This is a genomic window from Escherichia sp. WS547 (assembly GCF_046486065.1).
Classification (GTDB): domain Bacteria; phylum Pseudomonadota; class Gammaproteobacteria; order Enterobacterales; family Enterobacteriaceae; genus Escherichia; species Escherichia coli.
Window position 1 is genome coordinate 1 of sequence record NZ_JBJQMA010000032.1, and the last position, 17744, is coordinate 17744.

General features: G+C 54.1%; 17 protein-coding genes. 8 read left to right on the forward strand and 9 right to left on the reverse strand.

Features of this window, described 5'->3' with window-relative positions:
* The 3 genes from ACJHWK_RS21620 to ybbA all read right to left on the reverse strand — a co-directional run.
* Positions 1-2535 (reverse strand): DUF6531 domain-containing protein (locus ACJHWK_RS21620; RefSeq protein WP_410234923.1); only part of this gene is annotated, 2535 nt, incomplete at its 3' end.
* A gap of 428 nt (positions 2536-2963) precedes the next feature.
* Positions 2964-5378: a putative ABC transporter permease subunit YbbP gene (gene ybbP, locus ACJHWK_RS21625; RefSeq protein ID WP_001522060.1), complete on the reverse strand. Its 2415-nt coding sequence runs from the start codon at positions 5376-5378 to the stop codon at positions 2964-2966.
* Entirely contained in the window at positions 5375-6061 is a 687-nt protein-coding gene (gene ybbA, locus ACJHWK_RS21630) for a putative ABC transporter ATP-binding protein YbbA (protein ID WP_170886251.1), read from the reverse strand. The genes ybbP and ybbA overlap by 4 nt, the downstream gene beginning before the upstream one ends.
* On the opposite strand from ybbA, the gene tesA reads away from it, so the two are divergent.
* Genes tesA through cnoX form a run of 3 tightly spaced genes read left to right on the forward strand, consistent with a single transcriptional unit; the run spans position 6032 to position 8369 of the window.
* The gene (gene tesA / locus ACJHWK_RS21635; protein ID WP_001295836.1) at positions 6032-6655 is read left to right on the forward strand and encodes a multifunctional acyl-CoA thioesterase I/protease I/lysophospholipase L1; all 624 of its coding nucleotides are present in this window, start codon (positions 6032-6034) and stop codon (positions 6653-6655) included. The two genes, ybbA and tesA, sit on opposite strands and share 30 nt — an antisense overlap.
* Positions 6645-7454, forward strand: a complete 810-nt coding sequence (gene ybbO / locus ACJHWK_RS21640) for an NADP(+)-dependent aldehyde reductase (RefSeq protein ID WP_410234925.1) — start codon at positions 6645-6647, stop codon at positions 7452-7454. The genes tesA and ybbO overlap by 11 nt, the downstream gene beginning before the upstream one ends.
* A gap of 60 nt (positions 7455-7514) precedes the next feature.
* Positions 7515-8369, forward strand: coding sequence for a chaperedoxin (gene cnoX / locus ACJHWK_RS21645; protein ID WP_001295322.1), 855 nt, complete (start codon positions 7515-7517; stop codon positions 8367-8369).
* Between the two features lie 62 nt (positions 8370-8431).
* Here cnoX and fetB read toward each other — a convergent pair whose 3' ends face one another.
* Positions 8432-9211, reverse strand: coding sequence for an iron efflux ABC transporter permease subunit FetB (fetB, locus tag ACJHWK_RS21650; protein WP_001295323.1), 780 nt, complete (start codon positions 9209-9211; stop codon positions 8432-8434).
* Complete coding sequence (gene fetA, locus ACJHWK_RS21655; RefSeq protein ID WP_001522056.1) at positions 9198-9875, reverse strand: iron efflux ABC transporter ATP-binding subunit FetA; 678 nt, start codon at positions 9873-9875, stop codon at positions 9198-9200. Before fetA ends, fetB begins: the two co-directional genes overlap by 14 nt.
* Before the next feature lie 145 nt (positions 9876-10020).
* Here fetA and ACJHWK_RS21660 point away from each other — a divergent pair, with 145 nt between their 5' ends.
* Both ACJHWK_RS21660 and ACJHWK_RS21665 read left to right on the forward strand, forming a co-directional pair.
* Complete coding sequence (locus ACJHWK_RS21660) at positions 10021-10938, forward strand: SPFH domain-containing protein (protein ID WP_000904502.1); 918 nt, start codon at positions 10021-10023, stop codon at positions 10936-10938.
* On the forward strand, positions 10935-11393 hold the full coding sequence (locus ACJHWK_RS21665; protein WP_000970318.1) for an NfeD family protein: 459 nt from the start codon (positions 10935-10937) through the stop codon (positions 11391-11393). The genes ACJHWK_RS21660 and ACJHWK_RS21665 overlap by 4 nt, the downstream gene beginning before the upstream one ends.
* 184 nt (positions 11394-11577) lie before the next feature.
* On the opposite strand, the gene ACJHWK_RS21670 is transcribed toward ACJHWK_RS21665, so the two are convergent.
* Positions 11578-11940 carry a hypothetical protein gene (locus tag ACJHWK_RS21670; RefSeq protein WP_001001643.1) on the reverse strand — a complete coding sequence of 121 codons (363 nt, stop codon included), beginning with the start codon at positions 11938-11940 and terminating at the stop codon, positions 11578-11580.
* Between the two features lie 366 nt (positions 11941-12306).
* Between ACJHWK_RS21670 and ACJHWK_RS21675 the strand changes: the two genes are divergently transcribed.
* Genes ACJHWK_RS21675 through ACJHWK_RS21685 form a run of 3 tightly spaced genes read left to right on the forward strand, consistent with a single transcriptional unit; the run spans position 12307 to position 13999 of the window.
* Positions 12307-13323, forward strand: coding sequence for a YadA family autotransporter adhesin (locus ACJHWK_RS21675; RefSeq protein ID WP_001522054.1), 1017 nt, complete (start codon positions 12307-12309; stop codon positions 13321-13323).
* Positions 13324-13376: 53 nt separating this feature from the next.
* A complete protein-coding gene (locus tag ACJHWK_RS21680; RefSeq protein WP_001305512.1) occupies positions 13377-13799 on the forward strand; it encodes a hypothetical protein in 423 nt (140 codons plus the stop codon).
* Positions 13796-13999, forward strand: a complete 204-nt coding sequence (locus ACJHWK_RS21685; protein ID WP_000664216.1) for a hypothetical protein — start codon at positions 13796-13798, stop codon at positions 13997-13999. The genes ACJHWK_RS21680 and ACJHWK_RS21685 overlap by 4 nt, the downstream gene beginning before the upstream one ends.
* A 3-nt stretch (positions 14000-14002) precedes the next feature.
* Here ACJHWK_RS21685 and cueR read toward each other — a convergent pair whose 3' ends face one another.
* The 3 genes from cueR to ACJHWK_RS21700 are packed head-to-tail and all read right to left on the reverse strand — an operon-like array spanning position 14003 to position 17741.
* Entirely contained in the window at positions 14003-14410 is a 408-nt protein-coding gene (gene cueR / locus ACJHWK_RS21690; RefSeq protein WP_001026747.1) for a Cu(I)-responsive transcriptional regulator, read from the reverse strand.
* Positions 14407-15582 carry an HlyD family efflux transporter periplasmic adaptor subunit gene (locus ACJHWK_RS21695; protein ID WP_001522051.1) on the reverse strand — a complete coding sequence of 392 codons (1176 nt, stop codon included), beginning with the start codon at positions 15580-15582 and terminating at the stop codon, positions 14407-14409. The genes cueR and ACJHWK_RS21695 overlap by 4 nt, the downstream gene beginning before the upstream one ends.
* On the reverse strand, positions 15579-17741 hold the full coding sequence (locus ACJHWK_RS21700) for a type I secretion system permease/ATPase (protein WP_020233592.1): 2163 nt from the start codon (positions 17739-17741) through the stop codon (positions 15579-15581). Before ACJHWK_RS21700 ends, ACJHWK_RS21695 begins: the two co-directional genes overlap by 4 nt.
* Positions 17742-17744 lie beyond the last annotated feature (3 nt).

Sequence of the window (17744 nt, forward strand, 5' to 3'; positions counted from 1 at the left end):
GGTCAGTTCGTATGCGGCATTACTGCCTGCCATGCTGCCAAAGCTGCGCACCGTTTCTCTGTGCAGGCGGTCGCGCGCGTACTCCAGCAGCGGCGTGTCGCCCAGCTTCATGCCCGCCAGATAACCGCTACCGTAGGTCAGCCACTCCACCGGCGGCAGGCTGTCCGGCGTGACGCGGTTTGCCAGCCCCTGTTCGTTGTATGCCTGTTTCGTCTCATGCTGCCACAGCAGTTCCCCCGTCTCCGGGTTCTCCACCGTCTGGCGCTCCCCGGTCAGACGGCCCTTATCGTCATAGCCATAGTGGACGGCAACACGGTGGCCTTCGCTCAGGTGGCTGATTTCTCTCAGCCAGCCGTGGCCATCATACCGCCACTGTTCTGCCGGTTCGCCGTTCACCGTGCGGTGAGTGATACGGTCCGATTCGTCGTAGTGCCAGAGGGTGACAAGCCCCTCATCTTCACTCTGCGTGAGTTTTCCGGTCAGGTCATAGTGGTAACGTTGCGTCCGCCCGTCAAAGCCGCGCTGCTGTACCAGCCGGTCCAGCGCATCGTAGCTGAAGTCGCTGTGACTGCCGTTCTCGTTGGTCAGGCTGATGACACGTCCTGCCGCGTCATACTCCATACTGCGCGTCAGCCCGCCCTGTGTGGTGCTGACCGCCTTTCCCCACGCATCGTACTGTGTCTCGCTCCGGTTGCCGTCCGGGGTGATAACGGCAGTCAGGTCGCCTGCGGCGTTGTATTCATACCGCGTTTCACGGCCCTGTGCGTCTTTCACCGAGGTTAACCGGCCACGGTTGTCATAGCGGCGGTAACGGCTGATACCTTCCTCGCGGTGAACCGCCGTCATCTGGCCGAAGCGGTCGTATTCATAACGGGTCTGGTAGCCCGAGCAGTCAGTGAACGCCAGCAACTGCCCGTAGCGGCTCCACGTCATCTGCCGGGTGCTGCCCGTCGCATCCGTTGTCGTCGCCGGTAACTCACTGTGCGCGTCATCGTAGCGGTAGCGTACTGTCTCCCCGCTGCGCGATGTCTCCGATACCAGCCTGTCCCGCTCATCATACGCCCGGCGGCTCTCCAGCCCGTCCGGGTACACCACCGCCGTCAGCCGGTTCCCGTCGTTATAGTAAAATTTCGTCTCCCGCCCGTCCGGCGTGGTGATGTCCGTGATGTCGCCTGACACCACATTCAGACCGTACTCTGTCCGCCGTCCCGCCGCGTCCGTCTGCGCCGTGAGCCTTCCTGCCGCGTCATACCCGCTGTGCGTGACGCTGCCGTCCGCCAGTTCTTTTTTCACCACCCGCTTCAGCCCGGCCCCGCCTTCTGTATGCAGCACCTCTCGCCGGTTCAGGCTGTCGGTGACGGTGATGCGGTCCTGCTCATACTGGTAGCGGTAACTCAGGCCTGCCGGGTTCAGCTGCTCCACCACCCGCCCCGCATCGTCGTAGCGGTAGCGCATCTCCGGCCTTCCCGCATAACGGTGCCCCACCATCCGGCCCGGGTGCTGCGGGTCATACGTGAAAGCGCGCACCTGTGTCCCGCTGCGGTCATATACCGCCAGCAGTTCACCGGCTTCCGTATACGTGTACCGCACCAGTGGCGCACCGGGCAGATTCTCCGGGTATGCCGGGTCGTGCATCAGCCACACCGCCGAAAGGCGGATACCCCTGTCGGGGCCGTATTCCGTACCGGGCAGTGTGTCGGGGAACGCTGAGGCTGAGAGAGGGCGGGAACGGTCAGAAGAAGATAGCGAAGAGGTGCGGGCCTCTTCCGCACGCTGCGCCTGTGTGGTCAGCACCAGACGGAACTCCCGCCCGGCACCGTCCGTCACGCCGGTGATTTCCCCGGCCAGGTCACCGGCGGCCTCACGCCGGTACGTCAGCGTCTGCCCGAAGCGGTCCGCCAGCCCGGTAAGCACCCGGTACGGCGGCAGCGGCGCTGGCAGTACGTCCTCAGTGCCCGGCACCCGCTCTGACCACCCCAGTATCCACCACGGTCCCTGTGCGCTGTTGGTCGCCAGGTAAAGATGCGGGCTTAACCGGATATCCGGCGGCAGCGACGCCCACAGCCGTGCCAGCGTGTGGCCGTCCGGCTGCGCTGCCTTACCACCGCGAACCAGCCACATTGACTCGCTGCGGCTGTACACCGCCCCCCCCGGCAGCAGCGGCTCAAAGTGAATGCTCCGTCCGCCGTTGTCGTTGAGTACCAGTGCATCATCGCGTATCTGTAAGCGGATATCAGAAGGCGCTTTCCAGCCGGGGCCAAAAATCCCCACCGGCGCAGGCGTCTTCGTCCGGTAGCTGCTGTAGGTGCGGGAGAGAATGAACGGCAGCGGGCCGGGCAGCGCAAGGTCCGTCTCGCCGGGCAGCACCTTCGCCCCCAGCAGCGGATTTACCGGGTTGCCCGAAGTCATCCTGCCCGGACACACCGAGCACGCCACGCCGGTGGGCGCGCCAATTCTTACACCTGCCGAACCCTGGACAATGGGACCGCCATACTGAGTCATATCTCCCTGACGCGCCGCTGGTTTTCCGCTCATATAAAGTGCCCTTTTAGTTATTGTTCATATTCCTGTGTTAGCAACAAAAAAATAAAATGACACACAAGACCAGCTAATGTATTTATATATTTTTCACATAAACTTATTTGTTCTCAATCAACAACAACTGTTATTACAGGTCACTTTCAATATTTTATTAAACTAACATTTTTAGCACAGATGAATTCATCATCAACAAATTCACTATATGGATAATATCCATTCAACGCATATGGTTTATGATTTTATTAGTCTGAGTTATTCTTGTAGGGCTATATTTAAAATTATTAAACTCCACCGATTCAGATTAATATCAGCAATAGAAAGATAGGAAATCACCAATTCAATAACATCATCAATGAAACATATTGTAGAATTAATTTAAACAAGGCGTTCCATTCAACCAGAACGCCCCTTATTTACTCTCATCACCCCGCAAACTGCCTGAACAGCGCCTTACCCTTAACCAGCCGCGCGCCCAGCCAGCCGCCGAAAAGCGACAGCAGCAGTGCACCGCTGCACGGCAGCACAATCCACAATCGCCAGTCTGGCTCCCACGGGAAATCAAACACTTTCGCCTGCAACACTGCCAGCGCCGTTTCCGCACCAATTGCGGCCACCAGGCCAGAAACAAACCCGAGCATGGCGAACTCACACCACAACGTGGTACGCAGCAGTTTTTTCCCCGCACCGAGTGTGCGCCACACCACCAGCTCCTGATGACGCTGACGCATTCCCACCTGCACCTGTGCCAGCAACAGCAACATACCGCAGGCGGTGACCAGCACCACCATCACCTCCAGCGCCCGACTTACCTGCTCCAGCACCTGAACGACCTGTTTTAAAATCGCGCCAATGTCTAACAGGCTAATGGTCGGGAACTGGCGGTTGAGTTGCGTCAACATGCCGTTGCCATTCTCCCAGCGGAAACTGGTAAGCCAGCTCTGCGGTTGCCCGTCTAATGCCCCTTCAGGGAAAATAAAATAGAAATTAGGCCGCAGACTTTCCCAGTCCACTTTGCGCAGGCTGGTCACTTTAGCGCGGAACTCCTGGGTATCGCCCATAAAAGTCACAGTATCGCCGAGGGCAACGTTTAAGCGTTTCGCCAGCCCCTCTTCCATCGACACTTCATCGGCTTTTGGCGGCCAGTTACCGGCGACAATCGGATTATGATCGGGCCGCGTATTTTGCCAGGTAAGATTGAGTTCGCGGTTAAGCGCCTCATCTTCATTACCTTCTGTCGGCTTATCGTTAATCGCCGTCAGCCGCGCCCGCACCACCGGATAAAACGATTCCGGGACTATCTGATGTTCCGCGAGGAACGCTTTTAGCGGTTCTACCTGTTCTGTGGCGATGTTGATTAAAAAGTAGTTCGGGCTTTCTGGCGGTAGCTGCTGTTGCCAGCGGTCGAGCAGATCGCCACGCAATACCAGCAATAGCGCCAGCAGCATAAAGGAGAGCGAAAATGCCGAAAGCTGGCTTAACGTTGACCACGGCTGACGTAACAGGCGGCTAACCGCCAGGCGCAGAGGCAGCGATTTCAGCGTCATGCGGCGAAGTACATTCAGCAGCATCCAGCCCAGCACACCGCACAGCAAAGCCAGTACTACCGCGCCCGCCAGCACCGCCCAGAGCAGCATACTGCCACCCATTAATCCGGCGAGCAGCAGCACAACCACCACACTGACAATCGGCAGATAAAACTTCAGCGGCCAGACGTTCGCGACCACATCATTACGTAATACGCGTAAAGGCTGCGTTGCCAGTAACAAGCGGTATGGTCGTAGCCCCACCAGCAGCGAGATAACCGTCATGGTGCCCAGCGCCCATAGCCACGGCCAGAGGCTGGCTGGCGGTAGTGCAGCAGGCAGAACGGGCTTGAGCAGCACCATCAACACGTTTTCGAACAACAGGCCTATCGCCCCACCGGTAACGGCTGAAAGCGTCAGCACCATCAACCACTGACCGACGATTAGCTTACGCAGTTGCGCTCGCCCTGCCCCCAGCGTTTTGAGGATCGCCACAAGATCGTAGCGACTGCGACAGTAATGATTCATCGCCACCGCCACCGCTGCCACTGCCAGCAGCAAGGTCAGAAGCGCCGAAAGCAGCAGGAACTGTTGCGAGCGTTCCATCGAGCGCCCCAGCGCGCCTTCGTCCTGTTCCAGACCGTACCAGCGTTGTTCGGGTTTAAGCTGAGGTAACAACCATTTCTCATAGCTGTCGAGCTGGTTCTCGTTGCCGCCGAATTTATAGCGCCAGGTGACCCGACTCCCCGGCTGCACGGCTCCGGTTTTATCGACATCCGCCAGATTCATCATCAGACGCGGAGCCATCTGGAAGGGGTTAAAACCGGAATCCGGTTCCTGAATCACTTCTCCGGCAATCCGCAAGGTGGCATCGCCCACGTCAATGGTGTCGCCCGTTTTTAGGTTAAGCAGTGCCATCAGGCGTGGGGCCAGCAATACGCTGCCCGCCTGCGGTTTCAGGCCAGGGGGATTGGTTTGCAGATCGCCATACATCGGGTAGATATCATCCACCGCCTTGACGTTCGCCAGCTGCGGTGTGTCGCCTGCAAATGTCATGGTGGCGAAAGTCAGCTGCTTGCCGACTTTCAGGCCGCGCTTTTGCGCTTCCTCCAGCCACGCTTGCGGCACTTCGCGCGAACTGCGCAACGCCCGATCGCCCGCCATAAACTCACGGCTTTGCTGGCTTAAGCCCTTCTCCATGCGATCGCTGATATTGCCCAGCGCCAGCACGCAGGCCACCGCCAGGCTTAGCGCCAGCCAGACAATTAATAGCGACGGCGAGCGCCATTCGCGCCAGAACCAACGTGCAATCATGCTTCCTCCTGCAACTGCCCGTTCACCAGCCGTAAGCAGCGGTCGCAGCGTGCCGCCAGTTGCAGGTCGTGGGTCACCATAATCAACGTGGTGCCATGTTCACGGTTGAGGGAAAACAGCAGGTCGGCAATTTTATCGCCCGTCTGGCGGTCAAGGTTGCCGGTGGGTTCGTCGGCAAACAGCACATCAGGTCGACCGTTAAAGGCTCGTGCCAGCGCCACTCGTTGCTGTTCACCGCCGGAAAGCTGTGCCGGAAGATGATCCAGACGTTTACCCAGCCCTAACTGTTCGAGCAACGTTTTTGCCCCGTTACGACTTTCTGCGCTACTCTCACCACGCAGCAGCGCCGGAAGCTCGACGTTTTCCAGCGCGTTAAGGGTAGGAATTAACATAAATGACTGAAAAACAAAGCCGACGTGCTTCGCGCGCAACTTTGCCCGCGCTTCTTCGTCCATATTATGTAGAGGTTGTCCCACCAGACTCACTTCGCCACTGCTGCCGTCATCCAGCCCGGCGAGGATCGCCAGCAAGGTTGACTTACCCGATCCCGACTCGCCCACCAGTGCGATGGTCTCGCCACGTTTGACAACCAGCTCAACTCCGGTGAGGATGGAGAGTTCATGCTCCCCCTGACCGACGGACTTCTTAAGATGATGAACTTCAACAATGTTTTCCGCTGGCATTTGCCCTTCCTGTTCCTGGTCCTGTTAACCTTCCGTGCCGCCGCAGCGGACACGTTATTGATTCTGGGTGATAGCCTGAGCGCCGGGTATCGAATGTCTGCCAGCGCGGCCTGGCCTGCCTTGTTGAATGATAAGTGGCAGAGTAAAACGTCGGTAGTCAATGCCAGCATCAGCGGCGACACCTCGCAACAAGGGCTGGCGCGCCTTCCGGCTCTGCTGAAACAGCATCAGCCGCGCTGGGTGCTGGTAGAACTGGGCGGCAATGACGGTTTGCGTGGTTTTCAGCCACAACAAACCGAGCAAACGCTGCGCCAGATTTTGCAGGATGTCAAAGCCGCCAACGCTGAACCATTGTTAATGCAAATACGTCTGCCTGCAAACTATGGTCGCCGTTATAATGAAGCCTTTAGCGCCATTTACCCCAAACTCGCCAAAGAGTTTGATGTTCCGCTGCTGCCCTTTTTTATGGAAGAGGTCTACCTCAAGCCACAATGGATGCAGGATGACGGTATTCATCCCAACCGCGACGCCCAGCCGTTTATTGCCGACTGGATGGCGAAGCAGTTGCAGCCTTTAGTAAATCATGACTCATAAAGCAACGGAGATCCTGACAGGTAAAGTTATGCAAAAATCGGTCTTAATTACCGGATGTTCCAGTGGAATTGGCCTGGAAAGCGCGCTCGAATTAAAACGCCAGGGTTTTCATGTGCTGGCAGGTTGCCGGAAACCGGATGATGTTGAGCGCATGAACAGCATGGGATTTACCGGCGTGTTGATCGATCTGGATTCACCAAAAAGTGTTGATCGCGCAGCCGACGAAGTGACCGCCCTGACCGATAATTGTCTGTATGGGATCTTTAACAATGCCGGATTCGGCATGTATGGCCCCCTTTCCACCATCAGCCGTGCGCAGATGGAACAGCAGTTTTCTGCCAACTTTTTCGGCGCACACCAGCTCACCATGCGCCTGTTACCCGCGATGTTACCGCACGGTGAAGGGCGTATTGTGATGACCTCATCGGTGATGGGATTAATCTCCACGCCGGGTCGCGGCGCTTACGCAGCCAGTAAATATGCGCTGGAGGCGTGGTCGGATGCGCTGCGCATGGAGCTACGCCACAGCGGAATTAAAGTCAGCCTGATCGAACCCGGTCCCATTCGTACTCGCTTCACCGACAACGTCAACCAGACGCAAAGTGATAAACCTGTCGAAAATCCCGGCATCGCCGCCCGCTTTACGTTGGGGCCGGAAGCGGTGGTCGACAAAGTGCGCCATGCTTTTATTAGCGAGAAACCGAAGATGCGCTATCCGGTAACGCTGGTGACCTGGGCAGTAATGGTGCTTAAGCGCCTGCTGCCGGGGCGCGTGATGGACAAAATATTGCAGGGGTGAGTTGAAGCGCGCGCTTAAGCCCCCATGTCAAAGAAAATATCGACAACAGAGAGCGACTCCATGTCCGTAGAAAATATTGTCAACATTAACGAATCTAACCTGCAACAGGTTCTTGAACAGTCGATGACCACTCCGGTGCTGTTCTATTTTTGGTCTGAACGTAGCCAGCACTGTTTGCAGTTAACCCCAATTCTGGAAAGCCTCGCGGCGCAGTACAACGGGCAATTTATTCTGGCGAAGCTGGACTGCGACGCGGAGCAGATGATTGCCGCCCAGTTTGGTCTGCGCGCGATTCCGACCGTGTATCTGTTCCAGAACGGGCAACCGGTAGACGGCTTCCAGGGGCCGCAACCGGAAGAGGCGATCCGCGCCCTGCTGGATAAAGTGCTGCCGCGCGAAGAAGAACTGAAAGCACAGCAGGCGATGCAACTGATGCAAGAAGGCAATTACACCGACGCCCTGCCATTGCTGAAAGACGCCTGGCAGTTGTCGAATCAGAACGGGGAGATCGGCCTGCTGCTGGCAGAAACGCTGATTGCGCTGAACCGTTCTGAAGATGCTGAAGCCGTGCTGAAAACCATTCCGTTACAGGATCAGGACACCCGCTACCAGGGGCTGGTGGCGCAAATCGAACTGCTGAAGCAGGCGGCTGATACGCCGGAAATTCAACAGTTGCAACAGCAGGTGGCGGAAAATCCAGAAGATGCCGCACTGGCGACGCAACTGGCGCTGCAACTGCATCAGGTTGGGCGCAATGAAGAGGCGCTGGAGTTGCTGTTCGGGCATCTGCGTAAAGATCTCACCGCCGCAGACGGTCAGACGCGTAAAACGTTCCAGGAGATCCTCGCTGCGCTGGGTACCGGCGATGCACTGGCGTCGAAGTATCGCCGCCAGTTATATGCGTTGTTGTATTGAGTTTCCGTTGATCGGCACATGAACCACAACGCCGGATGCGATGCTGCGCATCCGGCATTGCATCATTTCTTCTTCAATTGCGTCACCACCAACTGGTGGCGCGAATTGTAAAACTTACGATAGGTTAAATAGCAGGCAATAATGGTCGACAGGCTGGCGGTTGAGAGCAGCATAAAGGTCACCATAATCTGATATTTAATCGCCTTCACCGGATCAATCCCGGCAAATATCAGCCCGGACATCATTCCTGGTAAACTCACTAAGCCAACCGTTTTTGCTGAATCGACCGTCGGAATTAAAGCCGCGCGAATACTGTCGCGAATCAATATCGCTGAAGCCTGTTTCGGCGTCGCGCCAAGACTCAGTTTCTCCTGAATCTGTTGCTGTTCGCTAATAACCCGTTGCCCTAAATTGTTGTAACACAACCCCACCGCTACCATGGCGTTACCGGCTATCATCCCGGCGATAGGGATCACCTGCATCGGGATAAATTCAATCGACCCAGAGAGGATCAGTACCGCCAGGGTAATTCCCGCTCCGACCGTAATGGCAATAAACGATGAGATAAAAGCTTTAGCAATATATTTACTGCGTTTTTGCGCGTTCCACGCCGCATTAAAGCAGATAAATAACACCATCAATAATGTCAGGCTGGCATCATCCACGCTGAAAATATACTTCAGCACATAGCCGACAATAATCAGCTGAATTATCGCGCGCCCGACGCTCCAGAGAATATCTTTCTCCAGCGCCAGTTTTTCTTTATGGCTAATTAAGATTGCCACCACCACCAGCATTAATGCCAGTGCCAATGATTCGTTAGTAATATTATGCGAGTTCATAGCGTGCTTCCTGCATTTCTCCGGCATGCGGTTGCAGTGTAATCACCTTATCCGCATGATTAATTTCGTCTTTATCGTGTGTCACCCACAGCACGGCAATATTTTGCTCGCGCACATAACGGTGGATCATCTCATTAACGTTATGCTTATTACTTTCATCCAGCGCACTGGTGATTTCATCCAGCAATAAAACCTTCGGCATAAATTGCAGGTTACGAATCAATGAGATGCGTTGTTTTTCACCACCAGATAGCTCGGCGATATTCTTCGTCAAAATGCTGTCCAGTAAGGCGAAGCGTTCGAGAAAATCGAGAAAAATGGCTGGGTCAGGCTGCTGGTTACGGATCTGCCAGGGAAAGATCAGATTATCGTATACCGTATCGCCAAACAGCGTCGGCGTCTGGGCGCAGTAAGACACTTGCTGGCGGTAGATTTCTGGCTTTAGTGTGCTGACATCCTCACCTTCAAACAGTAACGTTCCGCTGGTTGGGCTGATCAATGAAGCAACTATTTTTAGCAGCGTACTTTTGCCACAACCAGAAGGACCGGTAATTAACTTAAATTCGCCAGCACGCAGCGAAAAATTGATGTTATTAAGAATCTTCGCATCACCCGCCAGATATCCTACGTTTTGTAGCTGAAGCAAAGGACTATTTTCCTGCATCACTGTTCCCTTTTTCTGATTTTTACTAAAAACAGTTTATCCTTCGCAGGAATAAGGGGGAACTCTCTTTCAGTAATCAGGTATAATTTGTTTAATCAAGCAGCAATTTTGCTGATTATGGACGGTACAACAGGAGGTTTTTCCGATGCTTATCTTTATCCCTATTCTCATTTTTGTCGCGCTAGTCATTGTCGGCGCGGGCGTCAAAATCGTGCCGCAGGGCTATCAATGGACGGTAGAACGTTTTGGTCGCTATACCAAAACGTTACAGCCGGGGCTCAGTCTGGTGGTGCCGTTTATGGATCGCATTGGTCGCAAGATCAATATGATGGAGCAAGTGCTCGATATCCCTTCCCAGGAAGTTATCTCGAAAGATAACGCCAACGTTACTATCGACGCCGTGTGCTTTATTCAGGTGATTGACGCGCCACGCGCTGCCTATGAAGTCAGCAATCTGGAGCTGGCGATCATCAACCTGACCATGACTAACATCCGTACCGTGTTGGGCTCAATGGAACTTGATGAAATGCTCTCTCAGCGCGACAGCATCAACTCACGCCTGCTGCGTATTGTCGATGAGGCCACCAACCCGTGGGGGATTAAAGTCACCCGTATTGAAATTCGCGACGTGCGCCCACCGGCAGAGCTTATCTCTTCAATGAACGCGCAGATGAAAGCGGAACGTACCAAACGCGCTTACATCCTCGAAGCGGAAGGGATCCGTCAGGCGGAAATCCTCAAAGCCGAAGGTGAAAAACAGTCGCAAATCCTGAAAGCGGAAGGTGAACGTCAGTCGGCATTCTTACAGGCCGAAGCGCGTGAACGTTCCGCTGAAGCAGAAGCCCGCGCCACCAAAATGGTGTCTGAAGCCATTGCCTCCGGCGATATTCAGGCGGTGAACTATTTCGTAGCGCAGAAATACACCGAAGCGTTACAGCAGATCGGTTCGTCCAGTAACAGCAAAGTAGTGATGATGCCATTAGAGGCCAGCAGCCTGATGGGGTCGATTGCCGGGATTGCCGAGCTGGTGAAAGACAGCGCCAACAAGCGGACTCAGCCATGATGGAGTTAATGGTCGTTCATCCACATATTTTCTGGCTCAGTCTCGGCGGGTTGCTGCTGGCAGCCGAGATGTTGGGCGGCAATGGTTATCTGTTGTGGAGCGGCGTGGCAGCGGTGATTACCGGCCTGGTGGTCTGGCTGTTGCCGCTGGGTTGGGAGTGGCAAGGGGTGATGTTTGCCGTCCTGACGCTGCTCGCCGCCTGGCTGTGGTGGAAATGGTTGTCGCGGCGGGTGCGCGAACAAAAGCACAGCGACAGTCATTTAAACCAGCGCGGGCAGCAGCTGATTGGCCGACGTTTTGTGCTGGAATCTCCACTGGTCAACGGGCGCGGTCATATGCGCGTCGGTGACAGTTCATGGCCTGTCAGCGCCAGCGAGGATCTCGGTGCAGGTACGCATGTTGAAGTCATTGCGATAGAAGGGATAACGCTGATCATCCGTGCGGTCATCGCCTGATGCGACGCTGACGCGTCTTTTCATGCCTACAAAATATGCCCGAATTGTAGGCCGGATAAGGCGTTTACGCCGCATCCGGCGGTTATGCGCTGATGCCTGATGCGGCGCGGGCGCGTCTTATCATGCCTGGAAGTCTGCGCCCGAATCGTAGGCCGCCTCCGCTATATTAACTGGCATTGGCAAATTACTCGTCACTACCTTTATTCATGTTTTTTTGGTCTTCATCCGGATAATGTTTTTTTAGATATTCCAGGACGTTTTTATTGACCTTGTGTTGCGTATACACCCACCCTTTCCAGTAATCAGGCTGGTCCAGGTAAACTTCTGGCGGAATGGTGAAATCAGAAAGCGTTAACCATTCGGCTAACAGATCGGGGTTTCGTTTCTGGATTAACTGCAACAGCATAATCAGTGACATAGCTGAGGCAGGAGCCGTACTATCGCCACTTAAATATTTCCACACTGTTGACCGGTTCGAACGAAAAAGGATCGGTAGCAATGCCCGGTCCAGATTCATTTCATTAAAAATCTTCTCAAATTCATTCATTTAAATTTTCCTGCCTGGCGTAAACCTCTTAAAAATTGAGATTTATCAAAGAAACGCATTTTAGCACACATCAGGAACCGCTTCACGTTTAGTCCAGAAACAGAATTTATTTCGCTTATCAAAACAAGTCTTTACTCTTTTTTACATTGAAAGAGCACAAAATGATTTTCGATTTTATTTATATAAGAAACATTTTTTGTTTCTTATTGGTGGTGTTTACGCTTACACCAGACAAAAATGCGCTTTACATCACACAAATGGCGGCGTAGATTTCGATTAAATTGCAACGCAGTTTATTTCTTAAAACAATATTATTTGTTTCTTATAGAAACATTAATGCGACTTATTTTGAACAAGAGAAAATGAATGAAAACTGTAAACGTAGCTTTACTGGCACTCATAATTTCAGCAACATCCAGCCCTGTTGTTTTAGCTGGTGATACCATTGAAGCGGCGGCAACAGAGCTTTCAGCCATTAACTCTGGCATGTCGCAATCGGAGATTGAGCAGAAGATTACCCGCTTTTTAGAACGCACAGACAACAGCCCCGCTGCGTATACCTATTTGACTGAACATCACTACATCCCTTCTGAAACACCTGATACCACTCAGACTCCCCCTGTCCAGACAGATCCTGACGCAGGACAAAAAACCGTTGCCGCTACAGGTGATGTACAGACAACCGCCCGTTATCAGAGCATGATCAACGCCCGACAGTCTGCGGTAACTGATGCCCAGCAAACGCAAATTACAGAGCAACAGGCGCAGATCGTAGCCACACAAAAAACGCTCGCCGCGACTGGAGATACGCAAAATACCGCGCATTATCAGGAGATGATTAATGCCAGGCTGGCGGCTCAAAATGAGGCTAATCAGCGCACTACCACGGAACAAGGGCAGAAAATGAATGCACTGACAACCGATGTGGCAGCACAACAGCAAAAAGAAAGGGCTCAATACGATAAACAAATGCAAAGTCTGGCGCAGAAGTCTGTCCAGGCACATGAGCAAATTGAAAGTCTGAGACAAGATTCCGCACAAACGCAGCAACAGTTAACCAACACGCAAAAACGGGTCGCAGATAACAGCCAACAAATTAACACGCTCAATAACCATTTCGATTCTCTGAAAAACGAAGTTGAGGACAATCGTAAAGAAGCCAATGCGGGAACTGCATCAGCCATCGCTATCGCCTCACAACCACAGGTGAAAACCGGTGACTTGATGATGGTGTCAGCGGGAGCGGGAACCTTCAACGGTGAATCTGCGGTGTCTGTAGGAACATCTTTTAATGCCGGAACGCATACGGTACTTAAAGCAGGTATTTCTGCGGATACACAATCTGATTTCGGTGCGGGTGTCGGCGTGGGATATTCGTTCTAATTTTAACAGCAATTTCTTATTCGCAATTTTCCGTACATTATTTAAGGTTAACAATGATGAATAGTTCCATTAAATCGTTTTCCCTGCTGGCGGTTATATTACTGGCTGGCTGTAGTTCACCCACTTCCCGCATCGCAGATTGCCAGGCGCAGGGCGTCAGCCATGACACCTGTTATCTCGCAGAACAACAGCGTCAGACGGCTATTTTAAGTGCATCCGAGGCGCAGGCATTTAAAAATGCAGAAGCCGCACAACATGCCCAGGCCGCTAAAAAATCTATTTATAAAGGATTTGGCATGACCTTTAGAATGAGCAGTAAGAACTTTGCTTATCTCAATGATTCATTATGTGCAATTGATGAAGACAATAAAGATGCCACTGTTTATCAGTCAGGTCTTTATAACGTCATTGTTTATCACCACACGGGAAAAGTCGCCTTAATGAAGGAAGGTCAGTTTGTGGGTTATTTAAAATGAAGGAGCAAAGGAAAATCCCCCTGACGCATATTATGATTATCGGTGCGTTTATTTTTGCCTTCTTGCAAGTGGTGTTATTAGCCTCCCTGGTTCACGCTGTGAATGTTAACAACGAAATCCAGGAAGGCTTATTTCAATCGGGGCGCATAATGGTAGAAAGTTTGCAGCATATTCTTTCGGTGCAAACGGGGATTAACTGATTTTCACCCCGCCCGATGATGACAGCAGCCGGAGAGATTTTCGATAATCGGGCAGTCGGCGCTGTCATCACCAGGGCAGGCATTCGCCAGCGCCAGTAGCTGGTCGCGCATGGATTGCAGCTCCTCAATGTGCCGTTCGATCTCCGCTACCTTCTCCAGCGTGCGCCGTTTTACATCGGCGCTGTGACGCTGTGGGTCGTTAAACAGATTCACCAGTTCGCCGCTCTCTTCCAGGTTAAAGCCCACCTGGCGCGCCTGGCGCAGTAAGGTCAGTTCGTTGAGATGCTGCTGCGTGTAGGTTCGATAACCATTTTCGCTGCGCATCGGCGGCGTCACCAGCCCCTTCTCTTCATAGAAGCGAATGGCTTTGCTGGTCAGGCCGGTAATTTTTGCTACATCGCTAATGTTCATCGTTCGCGCAACGCCTCCTGTGCTTTATTAAAGGGTCTCAACAGATAATCCAGCACGCTTTTTTTGCCGGTGCGGATATCGACCGTCGCCACCATGCCGGGAAATATCGGAAACTGCTGTTTATGTTTATTTTCCAGATGGTTGCTGAAAGTGCGAATGTACACCCGATAGTAATAAACATCGCGCCGCACTTCATCCTGCACGGTGTCTGGTGATATCACCGCCACTTCTCCCGGCAGGCCGGCGTAGATGGAGTAATCGTAGGCGGTTATTTTCACCAGCGATTTTTGCCCCGGATGGATAAACGCCACATCGCGCGGGGAGATTTTTGCCTCGATCAGCAGTTGCTCATCCAGCGGCACGATGGTCATCAGTTTACCACCGGGGGCAATAACGCCGCCAACCGTGGTGACGTCAATGTCCTGAACAATGCCTCGCACCGGCGCGGTAAAGTTGAGCCTGGTGAGGGAGTCTTCCCGTCCACGGATCACCGAACGCTGGGTTTCTACTTCCGCATTGGCTTTCGCTAACTCTTCGCGCGCCTGTACGTAGTATTGCGTGCGCACGTCGCTGAGTTTGTTTTCCAGTTCATTGGCCTGACGTTGCAGGCGCAGCACTTCGACGCTGCTCGCCGCCCCCTGTTTGACCAGTGGCTGGGTCATCGCCAGTTCACGGTTGACCAGACTAATCCCCTGCGTCAGCCCGGTGGTGGCTTTGTTCAACCCGTCGCGGCGAGTGTTGTACAACGCCGTTTCCGACTCGATAAGTTCGGGGAATTTATTCAGTTCGTCAGGGAAGACCAGCGGTTTATTACTCACTTCCGCCCGCAGCCGCGCCGAGGTTGCCAGCGCCGCGTACAGCCGCGACATTGCTTCCTGGACGTCGGATTCCGTTTTGGTGCGGTTAAGCTGCGCCAGCGGCTGGCCCTGTTCAACAATATCGCCAACCTTGACGTCGAGATGATACAGAATTCCGCCTTCCAGCGACTGCACCACCTGTTCGCGCCCGGAAGGTTCTACCGTGCCGCTGCCGGTGGTGACTTCATCAAGCTGGAAGTACCACGCCCAGCCGAGAAAACAGAGCAGCATCACAGCGGTAACGCGTACCGCCAGCGCCGAACGCGGCAGGCGGGGTTCAGTCAGGCCACGGTTGTATTGCAGTTGTCCATTCATGCGGCAGACCCCTTATTCTTCTCCTGCAACACCACCCGTCGCGTCGTGGGTTCGCTCTGTTCACGCAAAATGGCCTCTTTCGCGCCATCCATCACAATCCGCCCCTGATCCATCACGATAATGCGGTCCACCAGTTGCAGCATCGCCGTGCGGTGAGTGGCGATGACCAGCGTGCGATGCCCAATCCACTGTTTCAGTTGTTCGATTAAATACGCTTCCGCCATTTCGTCCAGCGAGGCGCTGGGTTCATCGAGCAGCACGATATTGGGTTGAGAGATGAGTAGCCGCGCCAGCAGCAGCGTTTGCCGCTGACCACCAGAGAGGCCAAATCCCCCTTCCTGAATCATGTAGTTGAGGCCGTTTTTCTGCTTCTGCACAAAGGGCAGCGCCCCGCTGAGGGTTAACGCGCGTTCGATATCTTCATCGCTGGCTTCCGGCATCCCCATCGTCAGGTTTTCCCGCAGCGAACCGAAAAAGAGTCTCCCGGTCTGGCTCAGCAGCCCCATGTCGCGGCGCAGATCCGCCGGATCAAGCTGACCGATGCTGATGTTATCCAGCAGCACCTGCCCCTGCTGGGCGATACGCATTCCGGCGAGCATTTGCAGTAGCGTTGATTTACCCGCGCCGTTGCGCCCAAGAATGGCGATTTTCTCTCCGGCCTGAATGTTGAGTTTGCCAATCGCCACATCGGCAATTTTCTCTTCTTCGTCGTAATAAAAGATAGCGTTGCTGAACTGATAATTGCCGTGCAGCACCGCTTTATGCACCAGTTTGCCGTGTTCCGGCTGATCCACCGGGCGCTTCATCAGTTCATCAAGGCCATTACGCGCTACTTTCGCCTGCTGCCAGCGCGAGAGCACGCCGGATATCTGCGACAGCGGCGCGATGGTGCGCGAAGCCAGGATCGTCGTCCCGACCAGCGCGCCGGTGGTCATGTCGCCGTTCATTACCATAAAGCAGCCCACCAACAGCACCACCACGTAGACGATGGACTGCACTTCCTGGGTCCAGGTGAGCAGTAGCCCGGTGAGAAAACGTTGCTTCATGCTGATGGACGAGGCCACGTCGTTAGTGTGATTCCACTGATTCTGAAAACGCTGTTCAGCGCGCAGCAGTTTAATGTCTTCAATCGACTGCACGGCTTCCACCAGCGTAGCGTTACGCACCGCCGACTCGCGCATCCCTTCGTTCGCCAGCCGCGCCAGCGGGCGTTGTACCAGCAGGCCGGGGATCACCAGCAAGGGCAGCGCCAGCAAAACCACCAGCACCAGCCAGCCACCAATCATCCACAAAATAAAGACAAACAGCAGGAAGAACGGCAGATCCGCCACTGCACCAATGGTGGTGGAGGTGATCAGCTCCCGCACCGATTCCAGTTCGCGGATCTGCGAGATAAACGATCCGGTGGATTTCGATCGCACGTTATTTTTCAGCCGTAATGCGTGACCAAAAACGCGATCCGAAATGCGCAGATCCGCCCGCTTGCCGATCACATCGGAAAGGTGCGTGCGCACCATGCGCATACAGAATTCAAACAGGATCGCCATCATCACCCCGGCGAACAGCACCCACAGCGTCGGGTAGGACTGCGCCGGAACCACCCTGTCGTAAACCTGCATCGAGAAAATCATCGCCGCCAGCGCCAGCACGTTCGCCACCAGTGAGGCCAGCATAATATCGCCATAACGCCGCCAGTCTTTCAGCGACAGATTCCAGAACCAGTTCGCCTGATACGGGCGAATATAGTCATCCACGCGCGCGTCGGGGATGGCGCTGAGCGGGCGCAGTAGCGCCAGTTCGACGATTTTATCTTCAATATCCGCGACGTTAAGCGTGGTTTCCAGCCCTTCGTCACCGCTGAACTGAACGCTGATATTGTCGTGGTTATCGCGGCGGGTGATCACGCCAATCTGCTGATTATCGAACACGGCGATCAACGGCAGTCGCCACGGGTTAAGCGAATCGGCGGAAAACTCCACCAGCCGTAACCCCATTCCCAACTGCCGCGCCATATCGGTGAGCAACTCTTCCCGCTTGCTGTCGCGCTCCCAGTTGACGGTTGCGCGCACGTTCTCCTGAGAAAAATCGAGGCGGTAATAACGCGCCACGGCGATCATCGCCTCCAGCCAGGCTTCCACGGACTGGGCATTTTTTTTCATTCT